We start from the raw sequence: 24,637 nt of genomic DNA, 5'->3' as shown, positions 1-24,637 counted from the left end.
GCCTGTGGCTACATCCCCGATCGATCTGCAACGGCCTGAGGGCAAAGGACTCGCCGCCGGCACGCTGGGACTCTGGGGTTCCACCGTCATCGGGCTCGCGTCGACCGCTCCCGTCTACTCGCTTGTGGCGACCCTCGGGTTCGTCGTGCTGGCGGTCGGTGCGCAGGCGCCCATCGCGTTCGTCATCGCGTTCATCCCGATGCTCTTCATCGCGTTCGCGTACCGAGAGCTCAACAACGACGTCCCCGACTGCGGCACCACATTCACCTGGGGCACCAAGGCGTTCGGGCCGTGGGTGGGTTGGATGGGCGGATGGGGCGTCGCCGTCGCCGGCATGGTCGTACTCGCGAACCTCGCGCAGATCGCCGGCATCTACTTCTGGGCGCTCGTGGACGGCATCGTCGGAAACCCCGATGACGCGCTGCTCGCCGACAACGTCCCCCTCGTGACCGCGACCGGAGTGGTCTTCATCGCGGCCATGACGTGGGTGAGCTGGCGAGGCGTCGAGATCGGCGAGCGCATCCAGAACGTGCTGCTCGCGATTCAGTACGTCGCGCTGGCGATCTTCGTCGTCGCCGCGCTGTGGCAGTTCTTCGCCGGCACCGCCCCGGACCCGACGCCGTTCGACTGGTCGTGGTTCAACCCGTTCGCGTTCACCGAGTGGAGCGGCTTCGTCGAGGCCGTCCTGCTGGCGCTGTTCATCTACTGGGGCTGGGACACGTGCCTGGCCCTCAACGAGGAGACGAAGGACCCCAAGCGCATCCCCGGCCGGGCGGCGTTGCTGACGACCGTGATCCTTCTGTTCACCTACGTCGGCGTGACGGTGGCCGCCATGATGTACGCCGGTCTCGGCGAGACCGGCACGGGCCTGGGCAACGAGGCGAACGCCGACGACTTCTTCCTCGCCATCAAAGACGGCCTGCTCGGGCCGCTCGGATGGGTGCTCGTGGTCGCGGTGATGATCTCGGCGATCTCCTCGACGCAGACGACGATCTTGCCGACCGCGCGCGGCACGCTCGCGATGGCCGCATACAAGGCGCTGCCCCGGCGCTTCGCCACGGTGCACCCGAGGTACAAGACGCCGTCATTCTCGACACTGGTCATGGGTGTGGTCGCGATCGTCTACTACGTCGGGATGACCCTGATCAGCGACAACATCCTGCAGGACTCGATCCTGTCGCTGGGCCTGGCGATCGCCTTCTACTACGCGATCACCGGCTATGCCTGCGTCTGGTACTTCCGGCGGGAGCTGTTCGACAGCACCAGGAACTTCTTCTACCGGTTCCTGCTCCCGCTGCTGGGATCGCTGATGCTCACCTACGCGTTCGTGCAGTCGGCCATCGACATGTACGACGTCGACTACGGGTACACCGTTCTGCTCGGTATCGGCGGCACGTTCGTGCTCGGCATCGGATCGTTGGCTTTCGGCGTGCTCCTGATGCTGCTCTGGTTCCTGTTCCCCCGGGCGAAGGCCTTCTTCCGAGGCGAGAGCCTCAACCGCGACACCCCGGTGCTCGTCCCCGAAGACCCGGCGGACTACGCCCGCTCGATCGACGGAGGACTCGTCTGATCGATGCGGCGCCACAGCCGCACTGCCGCCGGATCGGCATCCTTCAGGTGATCCTCGACCGTCCACACGTGTGGGTCCGTCATCACCCCATTCTCGGCCAGGGCGCGGACGCACGGCTTCGTCCCGCGCCTTCCGAAGCCCCGGACTCGCTCCGGAGTCCAGGGCTCCGGCCGTGCGTGTCGCTAGACCAGGGCGGCATCCAGCGGAGCGAGCTCGAGATCGTGAGCGGTCGCCACGCCCGCGTTGACCACGCGCCCACCCACCGTGTTGAGACCCGCCGCCAGCGCAGCATCCGCTCGGAGCGCTTCCTGCCAGCCGCGCCGCGCGATCTGGCGGACGTAGGGGAGCGTAGCGTTGGTGAGCGCCGACGTCGAGGTGTTCGGCACGGCGCCGGGCATGTTCGCGACGCAGTAGAAGATGCTGCCGTGCACCGGGAAGGTGGGATCGGCGTGCGTCGTCGGGTGCGTGTCCTCGAAGCAGCCGCCCTGGTCGACGGCGATGTCGACGAGCACCGAGCCTGGGCGCATGCGCGACACCATGTCGTTGGTGACGAGCTTCGGGGCCTTCGCGCCCGGGATCAGCACGGAGCCGATCACGAGGTCCGAGGCGGTGACCGCCCGGTCGAGGTCGAGCGGGTTCGACGCGGCGGTCTTGACCCGGCCCTGGAAGTGATCGTCGAGGTAACGCAGACGCTGAACGTTGGTGTCGAAGACGGTGACGTCCGCACCCATGCCCACAGCGATCACGGCGGCGTTGGCACCGGCGACACCGCCCCCGATGACGGTGACGGTGGCCGGCCGCGTGCCGGGCACCCCCGACATGAGCAGGCCGAGGCCTCCGGCTGAGCGCATCAGCGTCGCGGCGCCGACGGTCGGAGCGAGACGCCCGGCCACTTCGCTCATGGGGGCCAGCAGCGGGAGCCCGCCGCCGGGGAGCTGGACGGTCTCGTATGCGATCGCGGTGACGCCGTCGGCGACGAGGCGCTCGGTGAGCGGGCGATCCGCCGCGAGGTGCAGGTATGTGAACAGCACGAGGTCGTCGCGAAAGTAGCCGTACTCGCTCGCGATCGGCTCTTTCACCTTCAGGAGCAGCTCGGCACGCGCCCACACCTCGGCAGCATCATCGAGGAGCACAGCTCCCGCGTCGGAGTACTCGGCGTCCGGCATCGACGAGCCCTCGCCCGCGCCGCGCTGCACGAACACCTCGTGGCCGGAGGCCACCAGGTCATGCACGCCCGCGGGAGTGAGCGCGACCCGATACTCGTTGTTCTTCACCTCGGTGGGGACGCTGATCCGCATCGTGTGATCCTTTCCGCTCCGCCGTTGGAGCGCTCGGGCTCCTGGTGGGAGCGCCTCTAGAAGGCGGGGCGGATGGCCCCGACAGCCTGTCCGCCGCCGGTGACGGCCAGCGGAAGCCTCGACATCGTGTCGGCCACGTCCGGAGCGGCCAGGGCGCCGTGCCGCTCGAGCAGCCGCAGGGCGACGGCGGTGGCGGCGCGGCCGCTGCCGTCGAGCATCTTGAGCGCCACCGTGGTGCCGTTCGGGGCGACCATCACCATGACGCCCTCGGCGCCGCCCTTGGCGAACACGCCCAGCCGCTCGATGGCGATCGTGTCGGCACGGCCGGGGCCGTCGATGGTCCACGGGTCGGCCCGCACCGCCTCGACGAGGGCGCCGGCACTGCGGTGCAGGGCGAACGGGGACGTCGTCGACGAGTTGCCGATCCGGTGGATCGCGCGTGCGAGCCCGAAGAGGGTCATCGCGTAGACCGGGGCGCCGCAGCCGTCGACCGCGGTCGCGGCGACCTTCTCGCCGATCAGGCGCTCGACGGTCTCGCGGACGAGGATCTGCACCGGATGCTCCGGCGCGAGGTAGCCCTCGGGGTCCCAGCCGTTCACCACGCTGGTGAGGAGCATGGTGGCGTGCTTGCCCGAGCAGTTCATGCGGATGCGCGCCGGCTGGCCCAGCTCGCGAACCATCTCGTCGCGGGTCGCGCTGTCGCCCGGCCAGGCGGCGGGGCAGCCCAGCGCCTCTTCGCCGAGTCCGGCGATCGAGAGGATGTCGCGGACCACCGCGACGTGGCGGTCGGTGCCCGAGTGACTCGCGGTCGCCAGGCCCAGTCGCTCGCCCTCGAGCGGAGCGCCGGCCGAGAGGCACCCGAGCGCCTGCAGCGGTTTGAGGCTGGAGCGGGGGAGGATCAGGGCCGACGGATCGCCGAGCTTCTCGGCGATGGTGCCGTCGGGGGCGAGCACGAGGGCGATACCGGCGTGCCGGGACTCGACGAATCCGCTGCGTTCGACGACGGCGAGCTCGACGGCATCGGTCGCGGCGAAGGTCTGCGGCACCCCGACAGCCTACCGCCGGAGGGGCTCTGCGCCCGCATGACAGACTGTGCTCATGTGGGGCGAGCATCGATACTCCGTCCGGACGACGTGGAACGGCGACCGCGGCACCGGCACCTCTGGTTACCGGGATTACGACCGGGCGTCGACGATCGAGATCGACGGCAAGCCGGCACTGCTCGCCTCCTCCGACAAGCCGTTCCGGGGCGACCCGTCCCGCTGGAACCCCGAGGACATGCTGCTCGCGGCGCTCAGCCAGTGTCACCTGCTGTCGTACCTCCACGCGTGTGTGCAGGCGGGCGTGGTGGTCACCGGTTATGAGGACGAGGCATCCGGTCTGATGGTCGAAGACGGCCGCGGCGGCGGCGCCTTCCGAGAGGTCGTGCTGCGACCGCGGGTGACGGTCGCGGACGCGTCGATGACGGATGCCGCGACCGCGGCGCATGCGCAGGCCAACGAGTGGTGCTTCATCGCGAACTCGGTGAACTTCCCCGTGCGCCACGAACCCACGATCGCGGTCGCTCCGCCCGCTCGCTGAGCGGGCCCGGGAGCCGGCCGTGCGTCAGCGGCGCTCGTGGGGGAGGACCTGCTTGATGCGGTCGATGGTGTTGTGCGCGGGAACCTCGTTGTAGGCGTTCGCGAGCTCCTGGCCCGAGAGGGCGTGGATCGCGGCCATGATCTCGTCGGTCGCGAGCCGGCGGGCCTTGCCCGAGGTGGCGGGCCCGTGGTGGGCGAGATCGAGGGGCTCACCGAACCTGACGGTGATGCGGTGCTGGAACGACGGCTTCTTCGCGCCCACCGGCATCACCTTGTCGGTGCCGATGAGACCCACCGGCACGACGCGCGCCCCGGCCTGCAGCGCGAGGAACGCGACGCCCGTGCGGCCCTTGTAGAGGCGGCCGTCCAGCGAGCGCGTGCCCTCCGGGTAGAGGGCCACCGCCTTGCCGTCGTCGAGGAGGGCGCGCTGCTGGTCGAGCGCGTCGAGCGCCGCCTGTCCCGCGCCGCGCTGGACGGGGATCGCGCCGATCGAGGTGAAGAACCAGCGCGAGGCCGGCTTCTCGAAGTAGCTCGACTTCGCCAGGAAGTGGACGGGTCGCGGAGCGGCGACCGGGATGGCGATCGAGTCGATGAACGACAGGTGATTGCTGGCGAAGATGACCGGGCCCGACTTCGGGACGTTGGCCTTGCCCTCGATATGCGGGCGGTACACGATCCGCGCGAGGGGCGTGAGGATGCTGCGCCCCAGAGCGTACGTGAGGCCCATGCGGCGAGGCGCGGCCTCGGGGGACTGCGGCTCTTCCACCGTCTCGTCCGGGGTGTCTTCGGCGCCGGGCACGAGGTCGGAAGTCACCCGTAGAGGGTACTCCCCGTTGCATTCCGGTATCGGCATGCCGTTTCCCAGCGCGAACGGAGGAAAGATGCGAAAGGATGGAGCCTTCCCTTCCCCCTGACTCGAGGTTGTTCCGTGCGCATTCGCCCGTTCGCCGCCCTGTCCGTCGTCGCCGTGTCGACCCTGCTGCTTGCGGGCTGCTCCGGGTCGGCCGATCCGAACGCCACGCCCACGCCCACGTCGACCGCCTCTTCCGAGTGCCTGCTCGACGCCCAGCCGGGCGCGGACTCCGACGCGATCGAGGTCACGGGCAGCGGTGCGGATCTGGCGGCGACCCTCCCCGACACCCTCGCCTTCGAGGACGTCGAGCGCACGATCGTGACCGAGGGCTCGGGCGACGACGTCGTGTCGGGCGACCTCGTCAGCGGCTTCTACACCCTGTACGACGGCTCGACCGGTGAGGTCCTGCAGGATTCGTCTGACACCTCGGCCGACGACTCCGGCGCGGTCCCGATCATCATGGATCCGCAGCAGTACTCCCTGTTCGTCGCCGCCCTGGAGTGCGCGCCCGTCGGCTCGACGGTCGCGATGTCCATCCCGGGCAGCGCCTTCGGCGAGGGCGCGTCGCCGGTCGTGATCGTCGCCGAGACCACCGACTTCATCCCGACCAGTGCCGACGGCGCCGAGCAGGACCCGGTCGACGGCATGCCGACGGTCGAGCTCGACGACGACGGCGCGCCCACCATCACCGTGCCCGCCGAGGAGCCCCCGACCGAGGTGCAGATCGCGGAGCTCAAGAAGGGCGACGGCCCGGTCGTCGAGTCGGGTGACACCGTGTTCGTGCAGTACACCGGCGTGAAGTGGTCGGACGGCTCCGTCTTCGACTCGAGCTGGGATCGCGGCCAGCCCACGGCCTTCCAGACGACGGGCGTGGTCGCCGGCTTCCAGCAGGCGCTCGAAGGCCAGACGGTCGGCTCGCAGGTGCTCGTCGTGATCCCGCCGGAGTTCGGCTACGGCGCGAGCGAGGGCCACGAGCTGCAGGACGAGACCCTCGTCTTCGTCGTCGACATCCTCGGCGTGCAGCGCGCCGCCGCCCAGCAGTGACCCGAGGCGGCCCGCATCCGGCCCGGCGATAGGCTGGCCGGATGCGGCGCGTCCTCATCCTCGGCTCGACCGGCTCCATCGGCACACAGGCGCTCGACGTCGTGCGGGCCAATCCCCGGCGGTTCGAGGTGGTGGGTCTCGCCGCGGGATCCGACCGTCAGACGCTCGATGCGCAGGCCGCAGAGTTCGGCGTCGAGAGCACCGCGCTCGGCGCCGTCGAGGCCGAGCAGCTGGTACGCGATGTCGAGGCGGACGTCGTCCTCAACGGCATCACCGGCTCTGTCGGCCTCGGCCCGACCCTCGCCGCGCTCGAGACCGGTCGCACGCTCGCGCTCGCGAACAAGGAGTCGCTGATCGTCGGCGGCGACCTCGTCACGGCGCGCGCCCGACCGGGACAGATCGTCCCGGTCGACTCGGAGCACTCCGCCCTCGCACAGGCCCTGCGTTCAGGGGAGCGTGGCGAGGTCCGCCGGCTTGTGCTCACGGCATCGGGCGGCCCGTTCCGGGGCCGCACCCGCGAATCGCTCGAGAACGTCACCCCCGCCGAGGCCCTCGCCCATCCCACGTGGGACATGGGCCGCGTCGTCACCACCAACTCGGCGACCCTGGTCAACAAGGGCCTCGAGGTCATCGAGGCGCACCTCCTCTTCGCGGTGCCGTACTCCGAGATCGACGTCGTCGTGCACCCGCAGTCGATCGTGCACTCGATGGTCGAGTTCGTCGACGGCTCCACGATCGCGCAGGCCTCACCGCCCGACATGCGCCTGCCCATCTCACTCGGCCTCGACTGGCCCCATCGGGTCGCCGGCGTCGGCCGGCCGCTCGACTGGACCACGGCGACGTCGTGGACGTTCGAGCCGCTCGACGACGCCGCTTTCCCCGCCGTACGGCTCGCCAAGCAGGTGGGGCGCGCCGGCGGGACCTATCCCGCGGTGTTCAATGCGGCGAACGAGCAGGCCGTCGACGCGTTCCACGAGGGCCGACTCAGCTTCCTCGGCATCATCGATGTCATCGAGCGCGTCGTCGACAAGCACGACGCGCCCGACGCCCTCACCCGGGAGGCTCTCACCGACGCCGAGGACTGGGCGCGCCGCAAGGCCGACAAGGTCATCGCCGCAGCATCCTGATTACCGGAGACCGGGAGCGAGCGCTCAGGCCTCCGGGTAGACGGGGCGCAGGGGGTCGGAGGCCGGGGTCACGTCCTCCGGGTACGGCACCGGCCAGTGCGGCTCGGGCACGGGCCACCCCGCCTCGCGCAGCGCGCGACGGGCGAGCTCGCGTGCGGAGTACGGCGTGCGGACGCCGCGGATGTCGCGGTAGTCCTGGTGACCGGGGCCGGCCCAGAGGATGGCGTCGCCGTCGCCGACGAGGGCCACGGCCTCGATGATCGCGCGCTCGGGCGGCGAGTACTCATGGATCTCGGCATCCGGCTGTGCCCGCCGCGCCCCCTCGACGAGGGTCGCGCGGATCGAGTCCGGGTCCTCGTGACGCGGGTGGTGATCGGTGATGACCAGGATGTCGCTGCCCTGGACGCCGGTGCGGCCCATGTCGTGGCGCTTCGTGGCGTCCCGGTCGCCGTCGGCGCCGAAGAGCATCACGACCTTTCCCGGCGTGACGCGGCGCACGGCCGCGAGCGTCTTCTCGAACGCGTCGGGGGAGTGGCCGAAGTCGACGTAGACCGCGGGGCCGGTCTCGCCCGAGACGAGCTCCGTGCGCCCCGGCAGGTACGCCTCGATCCGGGCGCCGTCCAGCGCCGCGACCAGCCGCTCCCACGCGTAGCCGCCCTCGAGGATCATCACGATCGCGAGCCCGGCGTTGGCCGCCATGTGGCGCCCGATCACGGGGACGAGGGTGGTGAGCGTGCGTCCGTCGCGCGCGGTGAGGCGGAACTCGGTGCCGACCTGGCGCTCGTCGAGGATCTCGACCACCCAGTCGGCGGCGGCGGCGGCATCCGGATCCGAAGCCAGCGCGGGCGTGCCCACCGTCACGGTAGGCACCTCGCTGCGCGCCACGACCTCGGCGCCGGGCTCGGAGTCGACGCACACGACGGCGCGTCGCGCGCGGTCGGCGCGGAACAGCGGCAGCTTCGCCTCGAAGTACTCGCGCATGTCGGCGTAGTCGTCGAGGTGGTCGTGCGTGAGGTTGGTGAAGCCGGCGACGTCGAACACGATGCCGTCGACGCGGCGGCGGCTGAGCGCCTGCGCGCTCACCTCGACCGCGACGGCCTCCACGCCGCGTTCGCGCATGAGCGCGAGGAGGGCGTGCATCTCGTACGCCTCTGGGGTCGTGAGCCGCGACACGATGACCTGCCCGGCGATGTGGCGCTCGGCGGTGGACGACAGGCCGGTGGTGACGCCGATCTGCCCGAGGATGCCCTCGAGCAGGTGCGAGACGCTCGTCTTGCCGTTGGTGCCGGTCGTGCCGAACAGCGTGGGGAGGTCGTCGTCGCGGCCTGTGCTGTAGACCCAGGCCGACAGCTCGCCGAGGATCGCGCGAGGGTTGTCCACCAGCACCACGGGCAGCCCGCTCGCGGCGGCGGCGTCGGCTCCGGCAGCATCCGTCACGACCGCGACAGCGCCCTTCTCGGCTGCCGTCGCGGCGAACTCGGCGCCGTGGCGGTTGACCCCCTGCACCGCGACGAAGACGTCGCCGGGTCGCAGGTCGGCGGTCGCGAGTGTGAGACCGGTCAGCGTGGCGTCGGCGACGTCACCGCGGACGTCGACGGCGAAGCGTGCCGCGAGGTCTTTGAGCGAGTGAGTCGGCGGCGCGTCGGGACGCAGTACCGGGGGCAGGTTCGAGGGCGCGTCGGTCGGCATGGCGCATCCATCTTCGCACGGGGGCCGGTCGTCGAGCGGCGGGCGGCCCGCTCGCCCGACGACCGGCACGAGTTGCGATCAGGCCTTGCGGCGCCCCCGCACCAGCACGACCACGAGCGCCGCGATCCCCGCCGCGAGCCCGCCGACGGCGAGCCATCGGGCGACCGGGTCAGGGGAGGAGACGGATGCTGCGTCCCCGTCGTCGGCCCCCGCTGCGGCGCCGTCGTGCGTGGCGTGACCCGCGTCGTCGGCAGCGGCATCGCCGTGCCCGGTGTCGGCGTCGTCCGCCACGGCGCCGACCGTCACCAGCGGCGCAGGGGCGTCGAGGTCGTGCGGGTCCTCGCCCTCCTCGGCGATCTGCGTCCATGCGGTCTCGCCTTCGGCGCACGTCTGCGTCACCGGGAAGGCCGCAGTCGTGTCGGCGGCGCCCTCGGTGAAGAGCACGTCCATCGAGACGGCGGCCTTGAGGCCGTCCTCGACAGGCGTGTCGGCGGTGTACACGACCCGGGTCGGAACGCCGGCCGGGCCGAGCTCGCGCGTGATCGTCCACCCGCCCTGCACCAGGGGAGTCGCGTTGCCGACGCCCTCGGGGATCTCGATGGCGAGCGCGGTGGTGGGCGAGCCGTCGCAGCCATGCGAGAACGAGAATATGAGCGTCTGTGTGCTCCCGGCCGATGCCGTCTCGGGCGTGACGTGCACATGGGCGGACGCCGCGAGCGGTGCGCCGACCGCGAGTGCGAGGCCGGCGGTGAGGCCGATCACGGAGCGGCGGGTGCGGGGGGAACGGAAGGGGGAATCGGTCATCGCTGTCGTCTTTCGTCTGAGTCGTCGGCGGGATCGCCGATCGAGGCGCGCCGGCGGGAACCGGGCACGCGAGAGATTCCGGCGGGCGCATCGGGCGACGGCCGGCAGGGGGGTGGGGCGCGAGGCGCCGCTCAGACGAAGACGGGAGGACCGCGCCGCGAGACGTCCGACAGGACGATCCGCGCCGCGAGGAGCGCGCGGCCGGCGTGCCGAGGCGCCGACCGCGGCTGAGACGGCCGGGGCGCCACGGGGCGCAGGCGGGAGAACAGCGAACGGATGCCGCGGCCCAGGGCGCGCAGCATCCGTTCCCCGCCGTACAGCCCGGCGACGGTCGCGATGGCGGCGAACACGTGCGCGGCGAGCATGGGCGCATCGGGGACTACGAGGGCGCTGAGGTCGCCGCCGAGGCGCGTCACGTGGTGACCGTGGAGCGCGGCGGGATCGGCGTCTGCCGTGACGGCGAAGGCGACGTGGAACAGTGCCTGGCTCGCGAGCACGGTGGCGCCGATGCGCCAGGCCGAGAGCCGTCGGCCGACGAAGGCGACCGCCAGGGGAGCCGCGAGGATGCCGACCGCCGTCACGAAGGCGGGCGATGGGGCGCCGCCCCCGCCGAGGGTGTGTGCCGTGGCGGCCACGACGGTCGCGATCCACGCGGCGGCGGTGCCGCGCAGCGCGCGCACGTGGCGTGGGGTCACGGCTCCTCCTCGGGGTCGAGCCTACGGGAGGAGCGAGGCGCTCTCATGCCGCCTGCGGCGATCCGTCGTCACACCCAACTCAAAGGCTGGCGCGGGTACCGTGAGCGTGTGGAGATCCTCGCGTTCGTCATCGGTGTCGCCCTCATGGTCGTGGGCCTCGCCGTGTCGATCGCGCTGCACGAGCTCGGTCACCTGTGGCCGGCCAAGAAGTTCGGGGTGCGCGTCGGCCAGTACATGATCGGGTTCGGCCCGACGCTGTGGTCGAAGCGCTGGCGTGGCACCGAGTACGGATTCAAGGCGATCCCGCTCGGCGGCTACATCTCGATGGCCGGCATGTACCCGCCGTCGCCGCAGGCAGCCCGACGCGACGGACGCGCCGCCGGTGGCTTCTTCGCGACGATGGTGCAGGACGCCCGCGACGCGAACGACGAGACGCTGCAGGGTGAGGGCGACACGCACGTCTTCTACCGCCTGCCGATCCACAAGCGCATCATCGTGATGCTCGGCGGGCCGCTGATGAACTTCTTCTTCGCCATCGTGCTGTTCTCGATCCTGCTGACCGGCATCGGCATCCAGACGGCGACGACGGAGGTCGCGCGCCTCTCGGAGTGCGTTCCGACCGCCACCTCCGCCGAGTGCACCGACTCCTCTCCCGCGGCTCCCGCGGAGGCGGCCGGCATCCAGCCGGGCGACGTCATCGTCTCGATCGACGGGGAGCCGGTCGCCGACTTCACCGAGGCATCCGCCATCATCCGCTCCTCGCCCGGTGAGCAGCTCACCTTCGTCGTCGAGCGCGACGGCGGACAGCAGACGCTGCAGGTCACACCCGCGACGATCCAGACCGAGGTGACGGCCGCCGACGGCACGACCACCACCGAGGAGGTCGGATTCGTCGGCATCGGCCCGACCGTCGAGTACGTGCAGCAGCCGATCTGGGCAGGACCCCAGATGGCCGTTCAGAACGTGGGCGCGGTCGCGGGGATCATCTGGCAGCTGCCTGCCAAGGTGTGGCAGACCGGCGTCGATCTCGTGACCGGTCAGGAGCGCGACCCGAACGGCCCGCTCAGCATCGTCGGCGCGAGCCGCCTGTCCGGCGAGGTCGCGGCCGCCGATTCGCCCGTCCTCAACCGCGTCGCAGGCTTCCTGTCGCTGCTCGCGTCGCTGAACATCGCCCTGTTCGTGTTCAATCTCATTCCGCTCCTGCCGTTGGATGGCGGCCACATCGCGGTGGCGCTCTGGGAGGGCATCAAGCGGGTGTGGGCCAAGCTCTTCCGTCGCCCGCCGCCGAAGCCGGTCGATGCGACCAAGCTGGTGCCGTTGACGTTCGCCGTGTTCGTGGCGCTGCTGGTGATGGGCGGGGTCCTGATCCTCGCCGACCTCTTCAACCCGGTCACGCTCTTCTGACGCCCCGCGCACCGGCCGCGAAGAATCTTCTCTGGTCGTGTCGAAATCGGTCTTGTCCGTTCGCTGTAGGGATGCAACGGTTCCACTGACGAAAGGACACGACCGTGAAGTACGTGATCATGTTCACCTCCACCCCCGAGCTCGACGCCGCGGTGCCCGAAGAGCGCCGGCAGGAGGTCTACGGACGCATCTACGAGTGGTTCGGCACGAACGCCGACAAGATCGACGACTCGGGTGCGGAGCTGCACCCGGTGAGCACCGCGACGACGGTGCGCTCGGGTGACGACGGCCCCGTCGTCGCAGACGGGCCGTTCTCCGAGGCGAAGGAGGTCATCGGCGGCTTCAGCGTCATCGACGTGCCGGATCTCGACGCGGCGATCGATCTCGTCAAGACGTGGCCATCGCTGGAGCTGCCGGGAGTGGCCGTCGAGATCCGGCCGATGGTCGTCGACTACAGCCAATTCGAGTGATGTCCGGAACGGATGCTGCGGCCCCGCGCGACCCGGAACCTCCGGGCGGCGCCGGTGCCGCAGCATCCGATCCCGCACGTGCCGCCGCATCCGATCGACTCCTCGCCGGCGTCGTGCGCGAGGAGTCCGCGCGCATCACAGCGGCGCTGACCGTCTCGTTCGGCAGCTTCGATGTCGCGGAGGAGGCGGTCGCCGAGGCCGTCGAGGAGGCGCTCGGAGAGTGGCGGGGGCGGGGCATCCCGCCGAAGCCCGGCGCCTGGCTCATGCAGGCGGCGCGGCATAACGCCCTCGACCGGGTGAGGCGCGAGCGCGTTCTCCGTGACAAGGTGGCGCTGCTCGTGCCGGAACCGGGCGTCGACGGGCGTCCCGCCGACGAGCGGCTTCCCCTGCTCTTCGGGTGCTGTCACCCCGCGCTCGCACCCGACGCCCAGCTCGCTCTCACGCTGCGTGCGGTGTGCGGCCTCACGACCGCGCAGATCGCGCGGGCGACGTTCTCGACCGAGCCGGCGACGGGACAGCGGATCTCGCGGGCGAAGCGCAAGATCGCCGACAGCGGCATTCCGCTGCGGGTGCCCGAGGGGGCGGACGCCGCCCGACGACTGGACCTCGTGCTCACGATCGTGTCGGTGATGTACAGCGAGGCGCACTTCGTGGCGGGGGCGGATGCCGCGGCCGACCGCGATCTCGCCGACGACGCGCTGTGGCTTGCCCAGGTAGTCGCCGAGGCGCTCCCTCGTGCCGCGGAGGGCTGGGGGCTGCTGTCGCTGCTGCGCTTCCACCGCGCGCGGGAATCGGCCAGGTCGGTCGACGGGGACCTCGTGCTGCTCGCCGAGCAGGACCGGACGCGGTGGGACGCGACGCTCCTCGCCGACGCGCGAGAGGCGCTCGGGCGGGCGGCGCGCCTGCGGCGGCCGGGACGCTGGCAGCTGCACGCGGCGATCGCGGCGTGCCACGCGGATGCCGCCGACGCGGCGTCCACCGACTGGCTGCAGGTGCTCACTCTCTACGACATGCTGCTCGCGTACGACCGGTCCCCGGTGGCGCGGCTCAACCGGGCGGTCGCGCTCGCACGCGTCGAGGGCGCGGCGGCCGCGCTCGCCGAAGTCGACGCTCTCGAGGGTCCGCTCGCGCGCTCGCACCTGTGGCACGCGGTGCGAGCGTCGCTGCTGCGTGAGCTCGGCCGCGACGACGAGGCGCTCGCCGCGGACCTCCGCGCCCTCGAGCTCACCGCGAACGAGGCCGAGCGACGCCTGCTCGCCGCCCGCGCGGGCCGCTGAGCCGCAGCATCCGTCGTCGCTTCCTGGGTTTGGGGCGCACGGCGTGCGTTCGGGGCGCGCGACGTCCGCCCCGAACGATCGCGACGCGCCCCGAACCCCCAGGGCAGGGACGAGGGACGGCGCGCGAAGTCAGGCGGGGACGGGCGCGAAAGCCTGTTCGACCAGGCGCTGGAGGGTCGTCATTCCATCGCGCGAGAGGATCGACTCGAGGTGGCCCTGCACCGACGCGAGGCCGGGACCGCGCAGCGCATACACGTCGCCGGATGCGTCGGCGGCGATCTCGGCCTCGCCGACTTGGGTCGTCCCGGCCGGCACTCGGGCGGTGAAAGTGTTGTAGAAGCCGATCGACGCGGGCACGCCGAACACGTCCACGGATTTCTGCAGGCCCTGGTGGGGTGCGTCGAGCGGCGCGAGGTCGATGCCGAACGTGTCAGCCAGGATCTGATGGCTGAGGCACACCGCGAGGAGCGGCCGGCCGGCGGCGCGGCGGCGCGCGACGACCTCGCGCATGCGACGGATCCGGGGGCTTGCGGTGTCGCGCGGGTCACCTGGTCCTGGCCCCGTCACGAGGAGCTCCGCCTGGTCGACCTCGGCGTCGGTGACCTCGCTCCACGGCGAGATCTCGACGTCGAGCCCGAGGTGGCGCAGCTGGTGGGCGAGCATCGTCGTGAAACGGTCCTCGGCGTCGACGACGAGCGCGGAGCGTCCCTCGAACGGACCGGGCTCGCCCGACCCCTGCGGGTTGAGCCAGAACTCGGCGAGGCGCCCGTTGCGCGACGCGAGCAGCTCGGCGATCGCCGGGTCGTCGGCGAGGCGGCGCGGAGCATCCGTCGGGGCGTCCTCGTCGATCGCGGCGGCGGACTCCGCCTCGGTGTCGCGGGGGACGGCGCCGATCGCGCCGAGGACGCCGGCGGCCTTGCCGTGGGTCTCGCCGACCTCGCCGTACGGGTCGGAGTGCCGCACGAGCGTGGCGCCGACGGGAACACGCAGCCGGCCGTCCTGCAGGTACGCCGTGCGGATGAGGATCGGCGCGTCGAGGTCGTGAGTCGCCTCGCCCGCCGCGAGCGTGTCGCGGGGAGTGAAGAGCGCCGCGACACCCGAGTAGTAGCCCCGCGGGGTCGTCTCGTGGCGGGTGATGACGGTGCAGGCGTTCTGCATCGGGGAGCCGGTCACCGTGGGGGCGAACATCGTCTCGCGCAGGATGTCGCGCGGGTCGAGCCTGCTGCGGCCTCGCAGCACGTACTCGGTGTGCGTGAGACGCGACATCTCCTTGAGACGGGGTCCCGTGATGCGGCCGCCGTCGGAGCAGACGGCGCTCATCATCTTGAGCTCCTCGTCGACGACCATGAAGAGCTCCTCGGTCTCCTTCGTGGAGCGGAGGAATTCCGTGAGCGTCTCGGGGGTCGCGCCACCGGCCGGGTGGCGGAAGGTGCCCGAGATCGGGTTCATGGTCACGACGCCGTCGCGCGCACTGACGTGCGCCTCCGGGCTCGCACCCACCGCGACGTGCCCCGGCGTGACGACGGCGAACGTCCAGTACGCGCCGCGCTCGTGCTCGAGCAGAGCCCGGAACCATGTCAACGCGGCGGTGGCGGCATCCGTCGTCACTCCCGCCGTGAAGTCGCGACGGATGACGAAGTTCGCTCCCTCGCCGCGGCCGATCTCGTCGGCGATCACGCGCCGCACGATCTCGGCGTACTCCTCATCGGCGATGTCGAAGCCCGGATCGTCGAGGGCGACCGCGTCGGTCGGGAGCTGGGCGAGGGCCTCCTCACGGGCCAGCGAGGCGCGGCCGGTGACGACGAGGCAGCGCAGCGGTGCGCCGTCGTCGTGGCACTCGAACCCTCGCTCGCGCACCTGGCGGAACGGAACCAGCGCCAGCACCTCGCGCGGCGCGCCGGAGGCGTCATTGAGCGGGATGTCGGCGAGCAGGTCGACGTCTACGACGTCGCCGGTCAGCACTTCGACGGTGCGGTCGTCGCGCGCGATGAGCGCGAAGGGCCGACCGCTCGCGGCGAGGTCGGGAAGGGACGGGGATGCGGGCCCGGTCATGGTGCGTCGTCTTTCGTCGTGGGGCGGTGTCCCGTACGAAAAAGAAGACCGCCCCGTGGGCGGTCTGTGGTCGCGCGAACCCACCGCCTATGCGGTGAGCCACCAGGAGAGGTGCGCGGACATGCGCCGAACCTACCACACGCCTGATCGGGCGATCGGCCCCTCGGCGCCGGGTTACGCACCATACTGGGGCGAGCCCGTCTCCTCCCATCCCGCGCCGCGGAGGTGCGCCATGACCCAGCTGACGATGACCGAGCGCTCGCGCGAACCCGAACGGCCGGCGCGCCCGCGCCGGCGTGGTCCGTCGATCGCCGATCGCATCCGCAACATGGGGGAGCAGCGCACCGGCGCGCTCCTGCTCGTGCTGGCGACCGTCGTCGCGATCGTGTGGGCGAACATCTCCGCGTCGTCGTACCACGACTTCTGGGAGACCGAGCTGACCATCGGGTTCGGCGACATCCATCTCGAGTTCACGCTGCATGCGCTCGTCAACGACGCGCTCATGGCGATCTTCTTCTTCACCGTCGGCCTCGAGGTGCGTCGCGAGTTCGCGATCGGCGAGCTCACGAGCTGGTCTCGCGCGATGATCCCCGTGATCGCCGCCGTCGCGGGGCTGCTCGTGCCGGCGGCGCTCTTCCTCGCGATCGCGGCGGGCTCCGGCCAGGAGAATGCGTGGGGCGTCGTGATCTCGACCGATACGGCGTTCCTCGTCGGGGCGCTGGCCCTCATCGGGCCACGCGCCTCAGGGCGGCTGCGGGTGTTCCTCCTCGCCCTCGCCGTCGTCGACGACATCGGTGCGCTGAGCATCATCGCGCTCTTCTACACGGAGAACTTCACCCCGATGCCGCTCCTGGTCGCCGCCGTCGGGCTCGCGGGCATCTACTTCACCCGTTACGTGCGCCGCGGGCGCGGCCCGATCTACGCGACACTGTCGATCATCGTCTGGCTGGCGTTCCTCGCGTCGGGTGTGCACCCGACGCTCGCCGGGGTCGCCATCGCCCTGCTGATCCCGGTGTACCGGCCGAACCGCCGCGACGTGGAGCAGGCGCTCGAGCTCGCCCGCGTGTTCCGCCAGTCGCCGAACACCGAGTACGCGCGGCAGGCAGCGAACAGCCTGCGCGAATCGATCTCGATCAACGAGCGGCTGCAGTCGGCGTACTCCCCGTACGTCGCCTACGTCATCCTGCCGCTGTTCGCGCTCGCCAACGCCGGCGTCGAGATCTCGGGCCCGATCCTTGCGGCGGCGGCTCAGTCGCCGGTCACCTGGGCGATCATCGTGGGTCTGGTCGTCGGCAAGTTCGTCGGCGTCTTCGGGGCGGCCGCGATCATGAAGGTATTCAAGCTCGGGGAGTTCGGTCTCGGTCTCACGCTCGACCGCATCGCAGGCGGCGCGATGCTGTGCGGCATAGGGTTCACCATCTCGCTCTTCATCATCGATCTCGCCATCGACGACCCCGACGTGCAGAACGAGGCGCGCGTGGGTGTGCTCGCAGCATCGGTCCTGGCGTTCCTCCTGGCCGCCGTCATGTTCCGCATCTCCGACGCCCGGCGCCCCGACGACGACGGCGGACGCACCCTGGTGCGCCCGGTCGACCCCAAGCGCGACCACATCTACGGCGATGTGAACGCGCCGCTCACGATCGTCGAGTACGGCGATTTCCAGTGCCCGTTCTGCCTCAAGGCGTCGGGCTCGATCGAGGAGGTGCGGCGGGAGCTCGGCGACCGGCTGCGATACGTCTGGCGGCACGCTCCGCTCGAGCGGCAGCACCCGAACGCGCTCGCCGCGGCGGAAGCCGCCGAGGCGGCGAATCTGCAGGGCAGGCTCCCGGAGTTCTCGCGCAGCCTGTTCGCCGACCAGGATCACCAGCTGCCGTCCGACATCATCCGCCGCGCCCGCGAGCTCGGTCTCGACGTCGAGCGTTTCGAGGAGGACCTCAGCTCGCCGAAGGTCACCGAGCGGGTGCGCGACGACATGCTGGACGCCGAGGCCATGGACATCACCTCTGTGCCGACGTTCTTCATCAACGGCGTGCGCCATGTCGGACCGTACGACGCCCGCACGCTGATCCGCGCGCTCACCGGGTCGGAGTCGGCCGGGGCCGACACCCAGCCTGGGCCCCGCGCCGACGCGTAGTCGCGCCTGCGGCGCTCCACGCTTGGTCGCTCGGCCCCGTCCGCAAGCGGCCGGGCCTCACTCGCTGCGCGTAGGCTGTCAGACGTGCCAGCCGTCAACATCGGGATGCCCAAGGTCCCCGAAACGCTCGCTCCCCGTCGCAAGAGCCGCCAGATCAAGGTGGGCAAGGTGCTGGTGGGCGGCGACGCCCCCGTGAGCGTCCAGTCGATGACCACGACGCCCACCACGAACATCAATGCGACGCTGCAGCAGATCGCCGAGCTCACCGCTTCGGGCTGCGAGATCGTCCGTGTTGCGGTCCCGTCGCAGGACGACGCCGACGTGTTGCACATCATCGCGGCGAAGAGCCAGATCCCGGTGATCGCCGACATCCACTTCCAGCCGAAGTACGTCTTCCAGGCGATCGACGCCGGCTGCGGCGCGGTGCGCGTGAACCCCGGCAACATCCGGAAGTTCGACGACCAGGTCGGCGCGATCGCTGCGGCCGCGAAGGCCGCCGGGGTGTCGCTGCGCATCGGCGTCAACGCCGGCTCCCTCGACAAGCGCCTGCTCGAGAAGTACGGCAAGGCGACGCCGGAGGCGCTCGTCGAGAGCGCCGTGTGGGAGGCGTCCCTGTTCGAGGAGCACGACTTCCACGACTTCAAGATCTCGGTCAAGCACAACGACCCGATCGTCATGGTCAAGGCCTACCGGCTGCTCGCCGAGCGGGGCGACTGGCCGCTGCACCTCGGCGTGACCGAGGCCGGCCCCGCCTTCCAGGGCACGATCAAGTCGGCGACGGCGTTCGGCATCCTCCTCGCCGAGGGCATCGGCGACACGATCCGCGTCTCGCTCTCCGCGCCGCCGGCCGAAGAGGTCAAGGTCGGTCACCAGATCCTGCAGTCGCTGAACCTCCGCGAGCGCAAGCTCGAGATCGTCTCGTGCCCCTCGTGCGGCCGCGCGCAGGTCGACGTCTACACGCTGGCCGACAACGTCACCGAGGGGCTCAAGGACATGACCGTGCCGCTGCGCGTCGCGGTGATGGGCTGCGTCGTGAACGGCCCGGGCGAGGCCCGCGAGGCCGACCTCGGCGTCGCCTCTGGCAACGGCAAGGGGCAGATCTTCGTGAAGGGCCAGGTCATCAAGACGGTGCCCGAGGCCGACATCGTCGCGACGCTCATCGAAGAGGCGAACCGCATCGCCGACGAGATGGGCCCGGACGCCCCGGTCGGCACCGCCCAGGTCCTCACGTCCTAGAGGCGCCCGTGGTCACGGGGCGACGCGCCGGTCACGTCTCGCGCGCGCGTGGTACCGGCCCGCGATGACCGCTGAGGCCACTTTGAGCAGCGGCGCCTCGCCGAAACGGTAGTCCGCGCCGCGGACGAGGCGGGCCGCGAGATCCGGCCTCAGGCTCCACAGCTGCTCGCGGGCGACCGCGGCGTGGGGCGAGTTCGAGACGATCTTGATGGCGCCGGCGTGTTCGATGAGCGCCACTGCGTTCTCGATGTTCTGCTGCGTGGTCGCGCTCGTCGGATCGAGCAGGATCCGGCCGGCGTACCCCCGCTCGCGGGCGTAGCGCGCCATGAGGTCGGCTTCGGGGATGTCGCCGGCGACGCTGCCGCCGCAGAGCACCAGCACGCTCTCACGAGGACCCCGGCTCAGTGAACGCAGACCGACGCGAACGCGGTACCGGTTGACGAAGTTGGCGCGCCCGCCCCGATCGCGATAGCCCAGCACGACCACCGCCTCGATGCCCTCCGCGGCGGAGCCGTCGCCCAGCGCACGGTGCGAGGCGCGCCAGCTCACGTACTCCGCCCAGCCCAGGATGCCCAGGCCGCTCGCCGCTGCGACAGCCGTGAAGAGGGAGAGGGGGCGACGCACAGCCCCGACCCTACGGGACCGACGCCCGCTCGCATGGCAGGATCCGAGGATGCACGAGTCCCCGATCGAGGCCGCGCTGCCGCGGGCGGTCGGCGGCTTCGGCCGGATGTCGGTCGCGCAGCGCATGCTCGTGGACCGGTGGCTGCCAGGCGCCGAGGTCGTCGCGGATCTCAGCTGGAACCAGGTGGAGACCGTCGTGCTGCAGGTGCGCCACGACGACCGCACCCTCATCGTCAAGGCGGCAGGCGACTCCGATCACCACCTCGGCCGCGAGCTCGACGCCCACGAGGGCGGATACGTCGCGCCGTGGGCACGCGAGGGTCATGCGGCGAGGCTGCGGTTCGCCGACCGGAGCGCGCGCGTGCTGGTGCTCGACCGGCTGCCGGGCGAGCTGGCGTATCGCACCGCCTCCGGCGTCGACCCCGAGGTGCACCGTCGCGCGGGCACGCTGCTCCGCGGTCTCCACACATTGGAGACGCGACCGTCGAAGGGGACGGATGCTGCCGCCACACGCCGCGCGATCGCCTGGCTGGACTCGGCCCACGCGATCGCCCCGGACGTCGAGGATCGGCTGCGAACCGCGCTCGCCGCGCTGCCCCCGGTGGAGGCCGACCTCGTGCCGACCCACGGCGACTGGCAGCCGCGCAACTGGCTGGTCGACGGCGACGAGGTTCGGGTCATCGACTTCGGGCGCTTCGCCTTCCGCCCCGCCGGGACGGATTTCGTCCGACTGGCGGCGCAGGAGTGGCGTGAGAACCCCGCGTGCGAGACGGCGTTCTTCGAGGGCTACGGCCGCGATCCGCGGCATCCGTCCCACTGGATCCTGATGCGCCTGCGCGAGGCGATCGGCACCGCCTGCTGGGCGCACCAGGTGGGCGACACCGAATTCGAGGCGCAGGGCCATCGCATGATCAGCGACGTGCTCGAGGAGTTCGAGGGCTGATTCGTCGCGATCGCAGAGACGGGGCCCTGCCGCCGAACCGGGGTCGTGGACACCTGTCTGGGCAAGATCCCGGGTTCAGCGCGGGGCCCTGACACGACCCGGCGTGCAGGCATGGCATGATCCGAGGGTGTCCTCGCCCGCCGCATCCGCTCCGCCGGAGGCGCCCGCACCGCTGTCGCGCCCGATCGTCGCGGGGATCGTGACCTCGCTGGTCGGCGTGACGAGCTCGTTCGCCGTGGTGCTGACGGGGCTCGACGCCGTCGGCGCCACGCGCGCACAGGCGGCGAGCGGCCTCCTCGTGCTATGCCTCACGATGGGGGCGTCCGCGGTCCTGCTGGCGTGGCGCTATCGGATGCCGATCACGGTCGCGTGGTCCACGCCCGGCGCTGCCGTGCTCGCCGCCACGGGGGCGGTCGAAGGCGGCTGGCCCGCCGCGATCGGCGCGTTCCTCATGACCGCCGCTCTCATCCTGCTGACGGCGCTCTGGCCGCAGCTCGGTCGTCTCATCGCGCGGATCCCGCCGTCGATCGCGCAGGCGATGCTCGCCGGGGTGCTGCTCCCGCTGTGCCTCGCGCCGATCACCGGCCTGGTGCTGAACCCGTGGGGAGTCGTGCCGGTGCTCGTCACGTGGCTCGTGTTCGTGCGGGTCGCGCCACGGTGGGCGGTGCCGCTCGCGTTCGTCGCGGCATCCGTCGTGGTGGCGGTGGATGTCGCGGTCACGGGCGCGACGATCGACCCGGCGCTGCTCGTTCCCCGACTGGAGTTCACGGCGCCGACGCTCACCTTCGGCGCGGTGGTCGGACTCGCGCTGCCGCTGTTCCTCGTCACGATGGCGTCGCAGAACGTGCCCGGCATCGCGATCATGCGCAGCTTCGGCTATCAGGTGCCGTGGCGACCGGCGATGCTCGTGACCGGCGTCGGCACCGCTCTCGGAGCGACGGCGGGCGGGCACGCGATCAACCTCGCCGCGATCAGCGCAGCGCTCGCCGCGGCACCCGATGCCGATCCCGACCCGAAGCGGCGCTGGGTCGCCGGAGTGTCGACCGGTGCGAGCGGCATCGTGCTCGGCGGGCTCTCGGCGGCGCTCGTCGCGCTGGTCGTGGTGGCACCGGAGGCTGTCATCCCCGCGGTGGCCGGCATCGCGCTGTTCGGCGCCTTCGGCTCCGCGGTGCAGCAGGCGATCGACGATCCCGGGGAGCGGCTGCCGGCGGTGGTGACATTCCTCGTCGCCGCGTCGGGCGTCGCGATCGCGGGCGTGAGCGCCGCCTTCTGGGCCTTGGTCGCCGGACTCGTCGTTCGCGAAGTGCTCCATTTCGGACGCCGCTCCCGCTGATCGCGCCGAGGGCGGGTCAGCTGCGAACGCGCCGGGCGGCGCGACGGTGGATCGCCCCGTACGCGCCAAGGAGGCGCGGCACGACGACGTACACCGCGAGCGGCACGACGACTGCGGTGAGCACGAGCGCCCGCAGAACCGGGTGCCACGAGTCCGAGAACGGTGCCAGCGCCAGCATGCCGACCGAGACCAGGGGGAAGATGGCGAGCCAGGTCACCACGGCCCGCACGTGAACGGACGGCTGCGCGACGGGGGAGGAGGCCGGCATGCCCGGCGCAGTCGAAGAGGTCTCGTCGAGCGCGGTCGTATCGGTGGCGGTGTCGCTCATTGAAACTCCTGGGGATGGCGGCGAGGCGATGGAATGTTGCAAGCGCCGCGCGCCCGGGAGTATTCCGCGTCAGTGCAGCGCCCCGCCGGGAAGGGCGGTGTCGGTCGTGACGTCGAGACTCGTCCGCACCGCGATGTCGAGCGCACGGGCGATGTCCGAGAGGGGCAGGGTGGCAGCATCCGCCGACGGCGCATGCTCGGCAGACCAGGGGACGTGCACGAATCCGGCACGGGTTCCGGATGCTGCGGCCTCGAGCGCCGTGAAGAACACGTGGTTGCAGACGAAGGTGCCGGCCGAGTACGAGACCTCGGCGGGAATGCCGGCCGCGGCGGTGCGCCGTGCGATCTCCTTGACCGGCAGCGTCGCGAAATGGGCCGGAGCCGCGCCGGAGACGCTCGGCACATCGACCGGCTGATCGCCGTCGTTGTCAGGGATGCGCGCGTCGATCAGGTTGACCGCAACGCGCTCGATCCCGATCGCGGCGCGGCCGCCGGCGAGGCCGCTGGCGACCACGACATCGGGTCGATGCTCGGCGAGCAGTTCGCGCAGTCGCTCCGCCGCCCCCGCGAACGTGACGGGCAGCACGGCGGTGACGAGCGTCTCCGGCCCGTCCCAGCGCGATGCCACGAGGTCGACGGCCGCCCCGGAGGGGTTGGCGGCGTCTCCGCCGAAAGGCTCGAACCCGGTGAGCAGTGCAGTCGTCATCCGACCACGCTAAGCGGTGGGTTCGAGCAGGACGGTGCCCGAGGATACATCGACCGTCGTGAGACGCAGCCGCACGGTCGTGCCCGCGGCGGCGTCGAGTCCCGCGACCTTCGCGGTGACGGGCGGGTCTGTCAGCTGCACGCGGGCGCCGTCGCCTCGCATGCCGAGCACGACGGCATCGAACGCGTGACCCTCGTGACGGGAGAGCAGCGCCGCCTCGACGCGGTCGAGGGTCGCCGCCCCCAGCCGGTTCGCCACGCCGTCGCTGCGCGCCATGATCTTCGGCAGCGCGGGAAGGCTGTCACGCGCCCACGCGGGCACCTCCCGCGCATTGGCGAGGGCTTCGCAGATCACGAGCGACCAGCGGTCCACGAGTCGTCGCAGTGGCGCGGTGGCATGGGCATACGGTGCGCCGATCGCCGCCTGCAGACGGTCGACGGGCGGCGCCCCGTCGAACGTCACGTACGCCGCGCCGCGGAAGAGGCCCGCGGCGGCATCGAGGATCGCCAGCGCGGCGGGCGAGTCGCGCTCGAGACCGCGGAGGTAGTCGCCGTACGGAACACCGGCCGGCCACGGGATCCCCAGCGCCACGGTCTGTGCACGGAAGGCCGCCAGGTCGTCGGCCTCGGCCGCGGGCATCGTGCGGAGGATGCCGACACCGCCTCGGACCATGATGTCGGCCGCCGCCATGCCGGTCAGGAGCGAGACCTGCGCGTTCCAGTCCTCGACGGCGAGGGGCGCGTCGCGCTCGAGGCGGTACCCACCGTCGTCGGCGACGATGCGGGTCTCGGGCACGTTGAGGCTGGCACCGCCGCGCTCGGCTTCGCGAGCAAGTCGCAGCGGGCCGAACCACGCGAGAGCCTCGAGGCTCGGCGGAGCGGTGCCGCGTTCGATCGCCGCCTGCGCGTCGACGTAGCTCCACTGCGCGCGTGAGCGGATGACGGCCCTGCGCAGCGTCGTCTCGACAGGTCGTGCCCCGTCGTCGAGCACGAACCGCCACACGAACGCCCGCCGGTCGCGCTCAGGCAGCAGAGACGCGGCGTCTTCGCTGATGACGACGGGATGCAGCGGTATCCTGCCGTCGGCCGCGTACAGCGTCTGCCCCCGCAGCCTCGCCTGCGCGTCGACCGCGCCGCCCGGCGCGACGAATGCGGGCAGATCGGCGATCGCGTAGTGCAGCACGCCCCCGGTCGGGATGCGCTCGAGGTGGAGCGCCTGGTCGAGATCCGTGGATCCCGCGGGATCGATCGCGAGGAACTCGATGTCGCGGAGATCGTCGAGTCGCGCGGCACCCGGATCGGCCGCGACGGTGCGCGCCGCGTGCCGCGCCTCGGCCTCCACGTCGGCGGGGAACTCCGCCGGAAGATCAAGCTCTTCGCGCAGCCGGGCGAACGATTCGACGAGCTCGTCGTGGACGCGTGCGGGAGCGAGTCGCGGTCGGCGTGCGGGCACCCGATCAGTGTAGGCACCC

At 71.5% G+C, this 24,637-nt stretch carries 22 protein-coding genes; 11 read left to right on the top strand and 11 right to left on the bottom strand.

The window, feature by feature from the left end:
- The first annotated feature begins 4 nt into the window (after window positions 1-4).
- A complete protein-coding gene (locus JNB61_RS09275; RefSeq protein ID WP_220339420.1) occupies window positions 5-1,570 on the top strand; it encodes an APC family permease in 1,566 nt (521 codons plus the stop codon).
- A gap of 182 nt (window positions 1,571-1,752) precedes the next feature.
- Here JNB61_RS09275 and ald read toward each other — a convergent pair whose 3' ends face one another.
- Together ald and JNB61_RS09265 are read right to left on the bottom strand one after the other, a co-directional pair.
- Entirely contained in the window at window positions 1,753-2,868 is a 1,116-nt protein-coding gene (ald, locus tag JNB61_RS09270) for an alanine dehydrogenase (RefSeq protein ID WP_220288101.1), read from the bottom strand.
- Between the two features lie 56 nt (window positions 2,869-2,924).
- Window positions 2,925-3,914 (bottom strand): asparaginase, encoded by a 990-nt coding sequence (locus tag JNB61_RS09265; protein WP_220288100.1) that lies wholly within the window; start codon window positions 3,912-3,914, stop codon window positions 2,925-2,927.
- 52 nt (window positions 3,915-3,966) lie between these two features.
- Here JNB61_RS09265 and JNB61_RS09260 point away from each other — a divergent pair, with 52 nt between their 5' ends.
- The gene (locus JNB61_RS09260) at window positions 3,967-4,449 is read left to right on the top strand and encodes an OsmC family protein (protein WP_220288099.1); all 483 of its coding nucleotides are present in this window, start codon (window positions 3,967-3,969) and stop codon (window positions 4,447-4,449) included.
- 24 nt (window positions 4,450-4,473) lie between these two features.
- On the opposite strand, the gene JNB61_RS09255 is transcribed toward JNB61_RS09260, so the two are convergent.
- Window positions 4,474-5,175, bottom strand: a complete 702-nt coding sequence (locus tag JNB61_RS09255; protein WP_159848818.1) for a lysophospholipid acyltransferase family protein — start codon at window positions 5,173-5,175, stop codon at window positions 4,474-4,476.
- 201 nt (window positions 5,176-5,376) lie between these two features.
- Between JNB61_RS09255 and JNB61_RS09250 the strand changes: the two genes are divergently transcribed.
- Both JNB61_RS09250 and dxr read left to right on the top strand, forming a co-directional pair.
- A complete protein-coding gene (locus JNB61_RS09250) occupies window positions 5,377-6,345 on the top strand; it encodes an FKBP-type peptidyl-prolyl cis-trans isomerase (RefSeq protein ID WP_220288097.1) in 969 nt (322 codons plus the stop codon).
- Between the two features lie 41 nt (window positions 6,346-6,386).
- Complete coding sequence (dxr, locus tag JNB61_RS09245; RefSeq protein WP_220288096.1) at window positions 6,387-7,472, top strand: 1-deoxy-D-xylulose-5-phosphate reductoisomerase; 1,086 nt, start codon at window positions 6,387-6,389, stop codon at window positions 7,470-7,472.
- A gap of 24 nt (window positions 7,473-7,496) precedes the next feature.
- Here the strand turns inward: dxr and JNB61_RS09240 are convergent, their stop codons facing one another.
- The 3 genes from JNB61_RS09240 to JNB61_RS09230 form a co-directional block, all read right to left on the bottom strand.
- A complete protein-coding gene (locus JNB61_RS09240) occupies window positions 7,497-9,161 on the bottom strand; it encodes a Mur ligase family protein (RefSeq protein ID WP_220288095.1) in 1,665 nt (554 codons plus the stop codon).
- A gap of 78 nt (window positions 9,162-9,239) precedes the next feature.
- Complete coding sequence (locus JNB61_RS09235) at window positions 9,240-9,965, bottom strand: YcnI family copper-binding membrane protein (protein WP_220339419.1); 726 nt, start codon at window positions 9,963-9,965, stop codon at window positions 9,240-9,242.
- 131 nt (window positions 9,966-10,096) lie between these two features.
- Complete coding sequence (locus JNB61_RS09230; RefSeq protein ID WP_220288093.1) at window positions 10,097-10,660, bottom strand: hypothetical protein; 564 nt, start codon at window positions 10,658-10,660, stop codon at window positions 10,097-10,099.
- A 108-nt stretch (window positions 10,661-10,768) separates the two neighbouring features.
- On the opposite strand from JNB61_RS09230, the gene JNB61_RS09225 reads away from it, so the two are divergent.
- From JNB61_RS09225 to JNB61_RS09215, 3 genes are all read left to right on the top strand, one after another.
- Window positions 10,769-12,064: a M50 family metallopeptidase gene (locus tag JNB61_RS09225; protein ID WP_220339418.1), complete on the top strand. Its 1,296-nt coding sequence runs from the start codon at window positions 10,769-10,771 to the stop codon at window positions 12,062-12,064.
- A 104-nt stretch (window positions 12,065-12,168) separates the two neighbouring features.
- Window positions 12,169-12,534, top strand: a complete 366-nt coding sequence (locus tag JNB61_RS09220) for a YciI family protein (protein ID WP_159845233.1) — start codon at window positions 12,169-12,171, stop codon at window positions 12,532-12,534.
- The gene (locus JNB61_RS09215; protein WP_220339524.1) at window positions 12,534-13,811 is read left to right on the top strand and encodes an RNA polymerase sigma factor; all 1,278 of its coding nucleotides are present in this window, start codon (window positions 12,534-12,536) and stop codon (window positions 13,809-13,811) included. The genes JNB61_RS09220 and JNB61_RS09215 overlap by 1 nt, the downstream gene beginning before the upstream one ends.
- Before the next feature lie 129 nt (window positions 13,812-13,940).
- Here JNB61_RS09215 and JNB61_RS09210 read toward each other — a convergent pair whose 3' ends face one another.
- Window positions 13,941-15,863, bottom strand: a complete 1,923-nt coding sequence (locus JNB61_RS09210) for an anthranilate synthase family protein (RefSeq protein ID WP_220339417.1) — start codon at window positions 15,861-15,863, stop codon at window positions 13,941-13,943.
- Window positions 15,864-16,095: 232 nt separating this feature from the next.
- On the opposite strand from JNB61_RS09210, the gene nhaA reads away from it, so the two are divergent.
- Together nhaA and ispG are read left to right on the top strand one after the other, a co-directional pair.
- On the top strand, window positions 16,096-17,997 hold the full coding sequence (gene nhaA, locus JNB61_RS09205) for a Na+/H+ antiporter NhaA (RefSeq protein WP_220288090.1): 1,902 nt from the start codon (window positions 16,096-16,098) through the stop codon (window positions 17,995-17,997).
- Between the two features lie 84 nt (window positions 17,998-18,081).
- Complete coding sequence (gene ispG / locus JNB61_RS09200) at window positions 18,082-19,233, top strand: flavodoxin-dependent (E)-4-hydroxy-3-methylbut-2-enyl-diphosphate synthase (RefSeq protein WP_201448798.1); 1,152 nt, start codon at window positions 18,082-18,084, stop codon at window positions 19,231-19,233.
- Window positions 19,234-19,245: 12 nt separating this feature from the next.
- Here ispG and JNB61_RS09195 read toward each other — a convergent pair whose 3' ends face one another.
- Complete coding sequence (locus tag JNB61_RS09195) at window positions 19,246-19,857, bottom strand: YdcF family protein (RefSeq protein WP_308291238.1); 612 nt, start codon at window positions 19,855-19,857, stop codon at window positions 19,246-19,248.
- Window positions 19,858-19,906: 49 nt separating this feature from the next.
- Between JNB61_RS09195 and JNB61_RS09190 the strand changes: the two genes are divergently transcribed.
- Both JNB61_RS09190 and JNB61_RS09185 read left to right on the top strand, forming a co-directional pair.
- Window positions 19,907-20,800, top strand: coding sequence for an aminoglycoside phosphotransferase family protein (locus tag JNB61_RS09190; RefSeq protein ID WP_220339415.1), 894 nt, complete (start codon window positions 19,907-19,909; stop codon window positions 20,798-20,800).
- 127 nt (window positions 20,801-20,927) lie between these two features.
- Window positions 20,928-22,133: a benzoate/H(+) symporter BenE family transporter gene (locus JNB61_RS09185; RefSeq protein ID WP_220339414.1), complete on the top strand. Its 1,206-nt coding sequence runs from the start codon at window positions 20,928-20,930 to the stop codon at window positions 22,131-22,133.
- Window positions 22,134-22,149: 16 nt separating this feature from the next.
- On the opposite strand, the gene JNB61_RS09180 is transcribed toward JNB61_RS09185, so the two are convergent.
- The 3 genes from JNB61_RS09180 to JNB61_RS09170 all read right to left on the bottom strand — a co-directional run bounded on the left by JNB61_RS09180 (window position 22,150) and on the right by JNB61_RS09170 (window position 24,618).
- The gene (locus JNB61_RS09180; RefSeq protein ID WP_220288086.1) at window positions 22,150-22,461 is read right to left on the bottom strand and encodes a hypothetical protein; all 312 of its coding nucleotides are present in this window, start codon (window positions 22,459-22,461) and stop codon (window positions 22,150-22,152) included.
- Window positions 22,462-22,530: 69 nt separating this feature from the next.
- Window positions 22,531-23,166 (bottom strand): pyroglutamyl-peptidase I, encoded by a 636-nt coding sequence (locus JNB61_RS09175; RefSeq protein WP_220288085.1) that lies wholly within the window; start codon window positions 23,164-23,166, stop codon window positions 22,531-22,533.
- A gap of 9 nt (window positions 23,167-23,175) precedes the next feature.
- Window positions 23,176-24,618 carry an RNB domain-containing ribonuclease gene (locus JNB61_RS09170; protein WP_220339413.1) on the bottom strand — a complete coding sequence of 481 codons (1,443 nt, stop codon included), beginning with the start codon at window positions 24,616-24,618 and terminating at the stop codon, window positions 23,176-23,178.
- Window positions 24,619-24,637: the final 19 nt, after the last annotated feature.

It is taken from the genome of Microbacterium ureisolvens, from assembly GCF_019511645.1.
Classification (GTDB): domain Bacteria; phylum Actinomycetota; class Actinomycetes; order Actinomycetales; family Microbacteriaceae; genus Microbacterium; species Microbacterium ureisolvens_A.
Note: the sequence above shows the minus strand (reverse complement) of the source record. Positions and strands in the feature narration are given on the sequence as shown.

Coding starts and splice junctions, on each gene's coding strand:
- JNB61_RS09210 (WP_220339417.1), bottom strand. CDS start 15,863: ATGACCGGGCCCGCATCCCCGTCCCTTCCCGACCTCGCCGCGAGCGGT.
- dxr (WP_220288096.1), top strand. CDS start 6,387: ATGCGGCGCGTCCTCATCCTCGGCTCGACCGGCTCCATCGGCACACAG.
- JNB61_RS09190 (WP_220339415.1), top strand. CDS start 19,907: ATGCACGAGTCCCCGATCGAGGCCGCGCTGCCGCGGGCGGTCGGCGGC.
- JNB61_RS09175 (WP_220288085.1), bottom strand. CDS start 23,166: ATGACGACTGCACTGCTCACCGGGTTCGAGCCTTTCGGCGGAGACGCC.
- ald (WP_220288101.1), bottom strand. CDS start 2,868: ATGCGGATCAGCGTCCCCACCGAGGTGAAGAACAACGAGTATCGGGTC.
- JNB61_RS09260 (WP_220288099.1), top strand. CDS start 3,967: ATGTGGGGCGAGCATCGATACTCCGTCCGGACGACGTGGAACGGCGAC.
- JNB61_RS09240 (WP_220288095.1), bottom strand. CDS start 9,161: ATGCCGACCGACGCGCCCTCGAACCTGCCCCCGGTACTGCGTCCCGAC.
- nhaA (WP_220288090.1), top strand. CDS start 16,096: ATGACCCAGCTGACGATGACCGAGCGCTCGCGCGAACCCGAACGGCCG.
- JNB61_RS09235 (WP_220339419.1), bottom strand. CDS start 9,965: ATGACCGATTCCCCCTTCCGTTCCCCCCGCACCCGCCGCTCCGTGATC.
- JNB61_RS09255 (WP_159848818.1), bottom strand. CDS start 5,175: ATGGGCCTCACGTACGCTCTGGGGCGCAGCATCCTCACGCCCCTCGCG.
- JNB61_RS09180 (WP_220288086.1), bottom strand. CDS start 22,461: ATGAGCGACACCGCCACCGATACGACCGCGCTCGACGAGACCTCTTCG.
- JNB61_RS09215 (WP_220339524.1), top strand. CDS start 12,534: ATGTCCGGAACGGATGCTGCGGCCCCGCGCGACCCGGAACCTCCGGGC.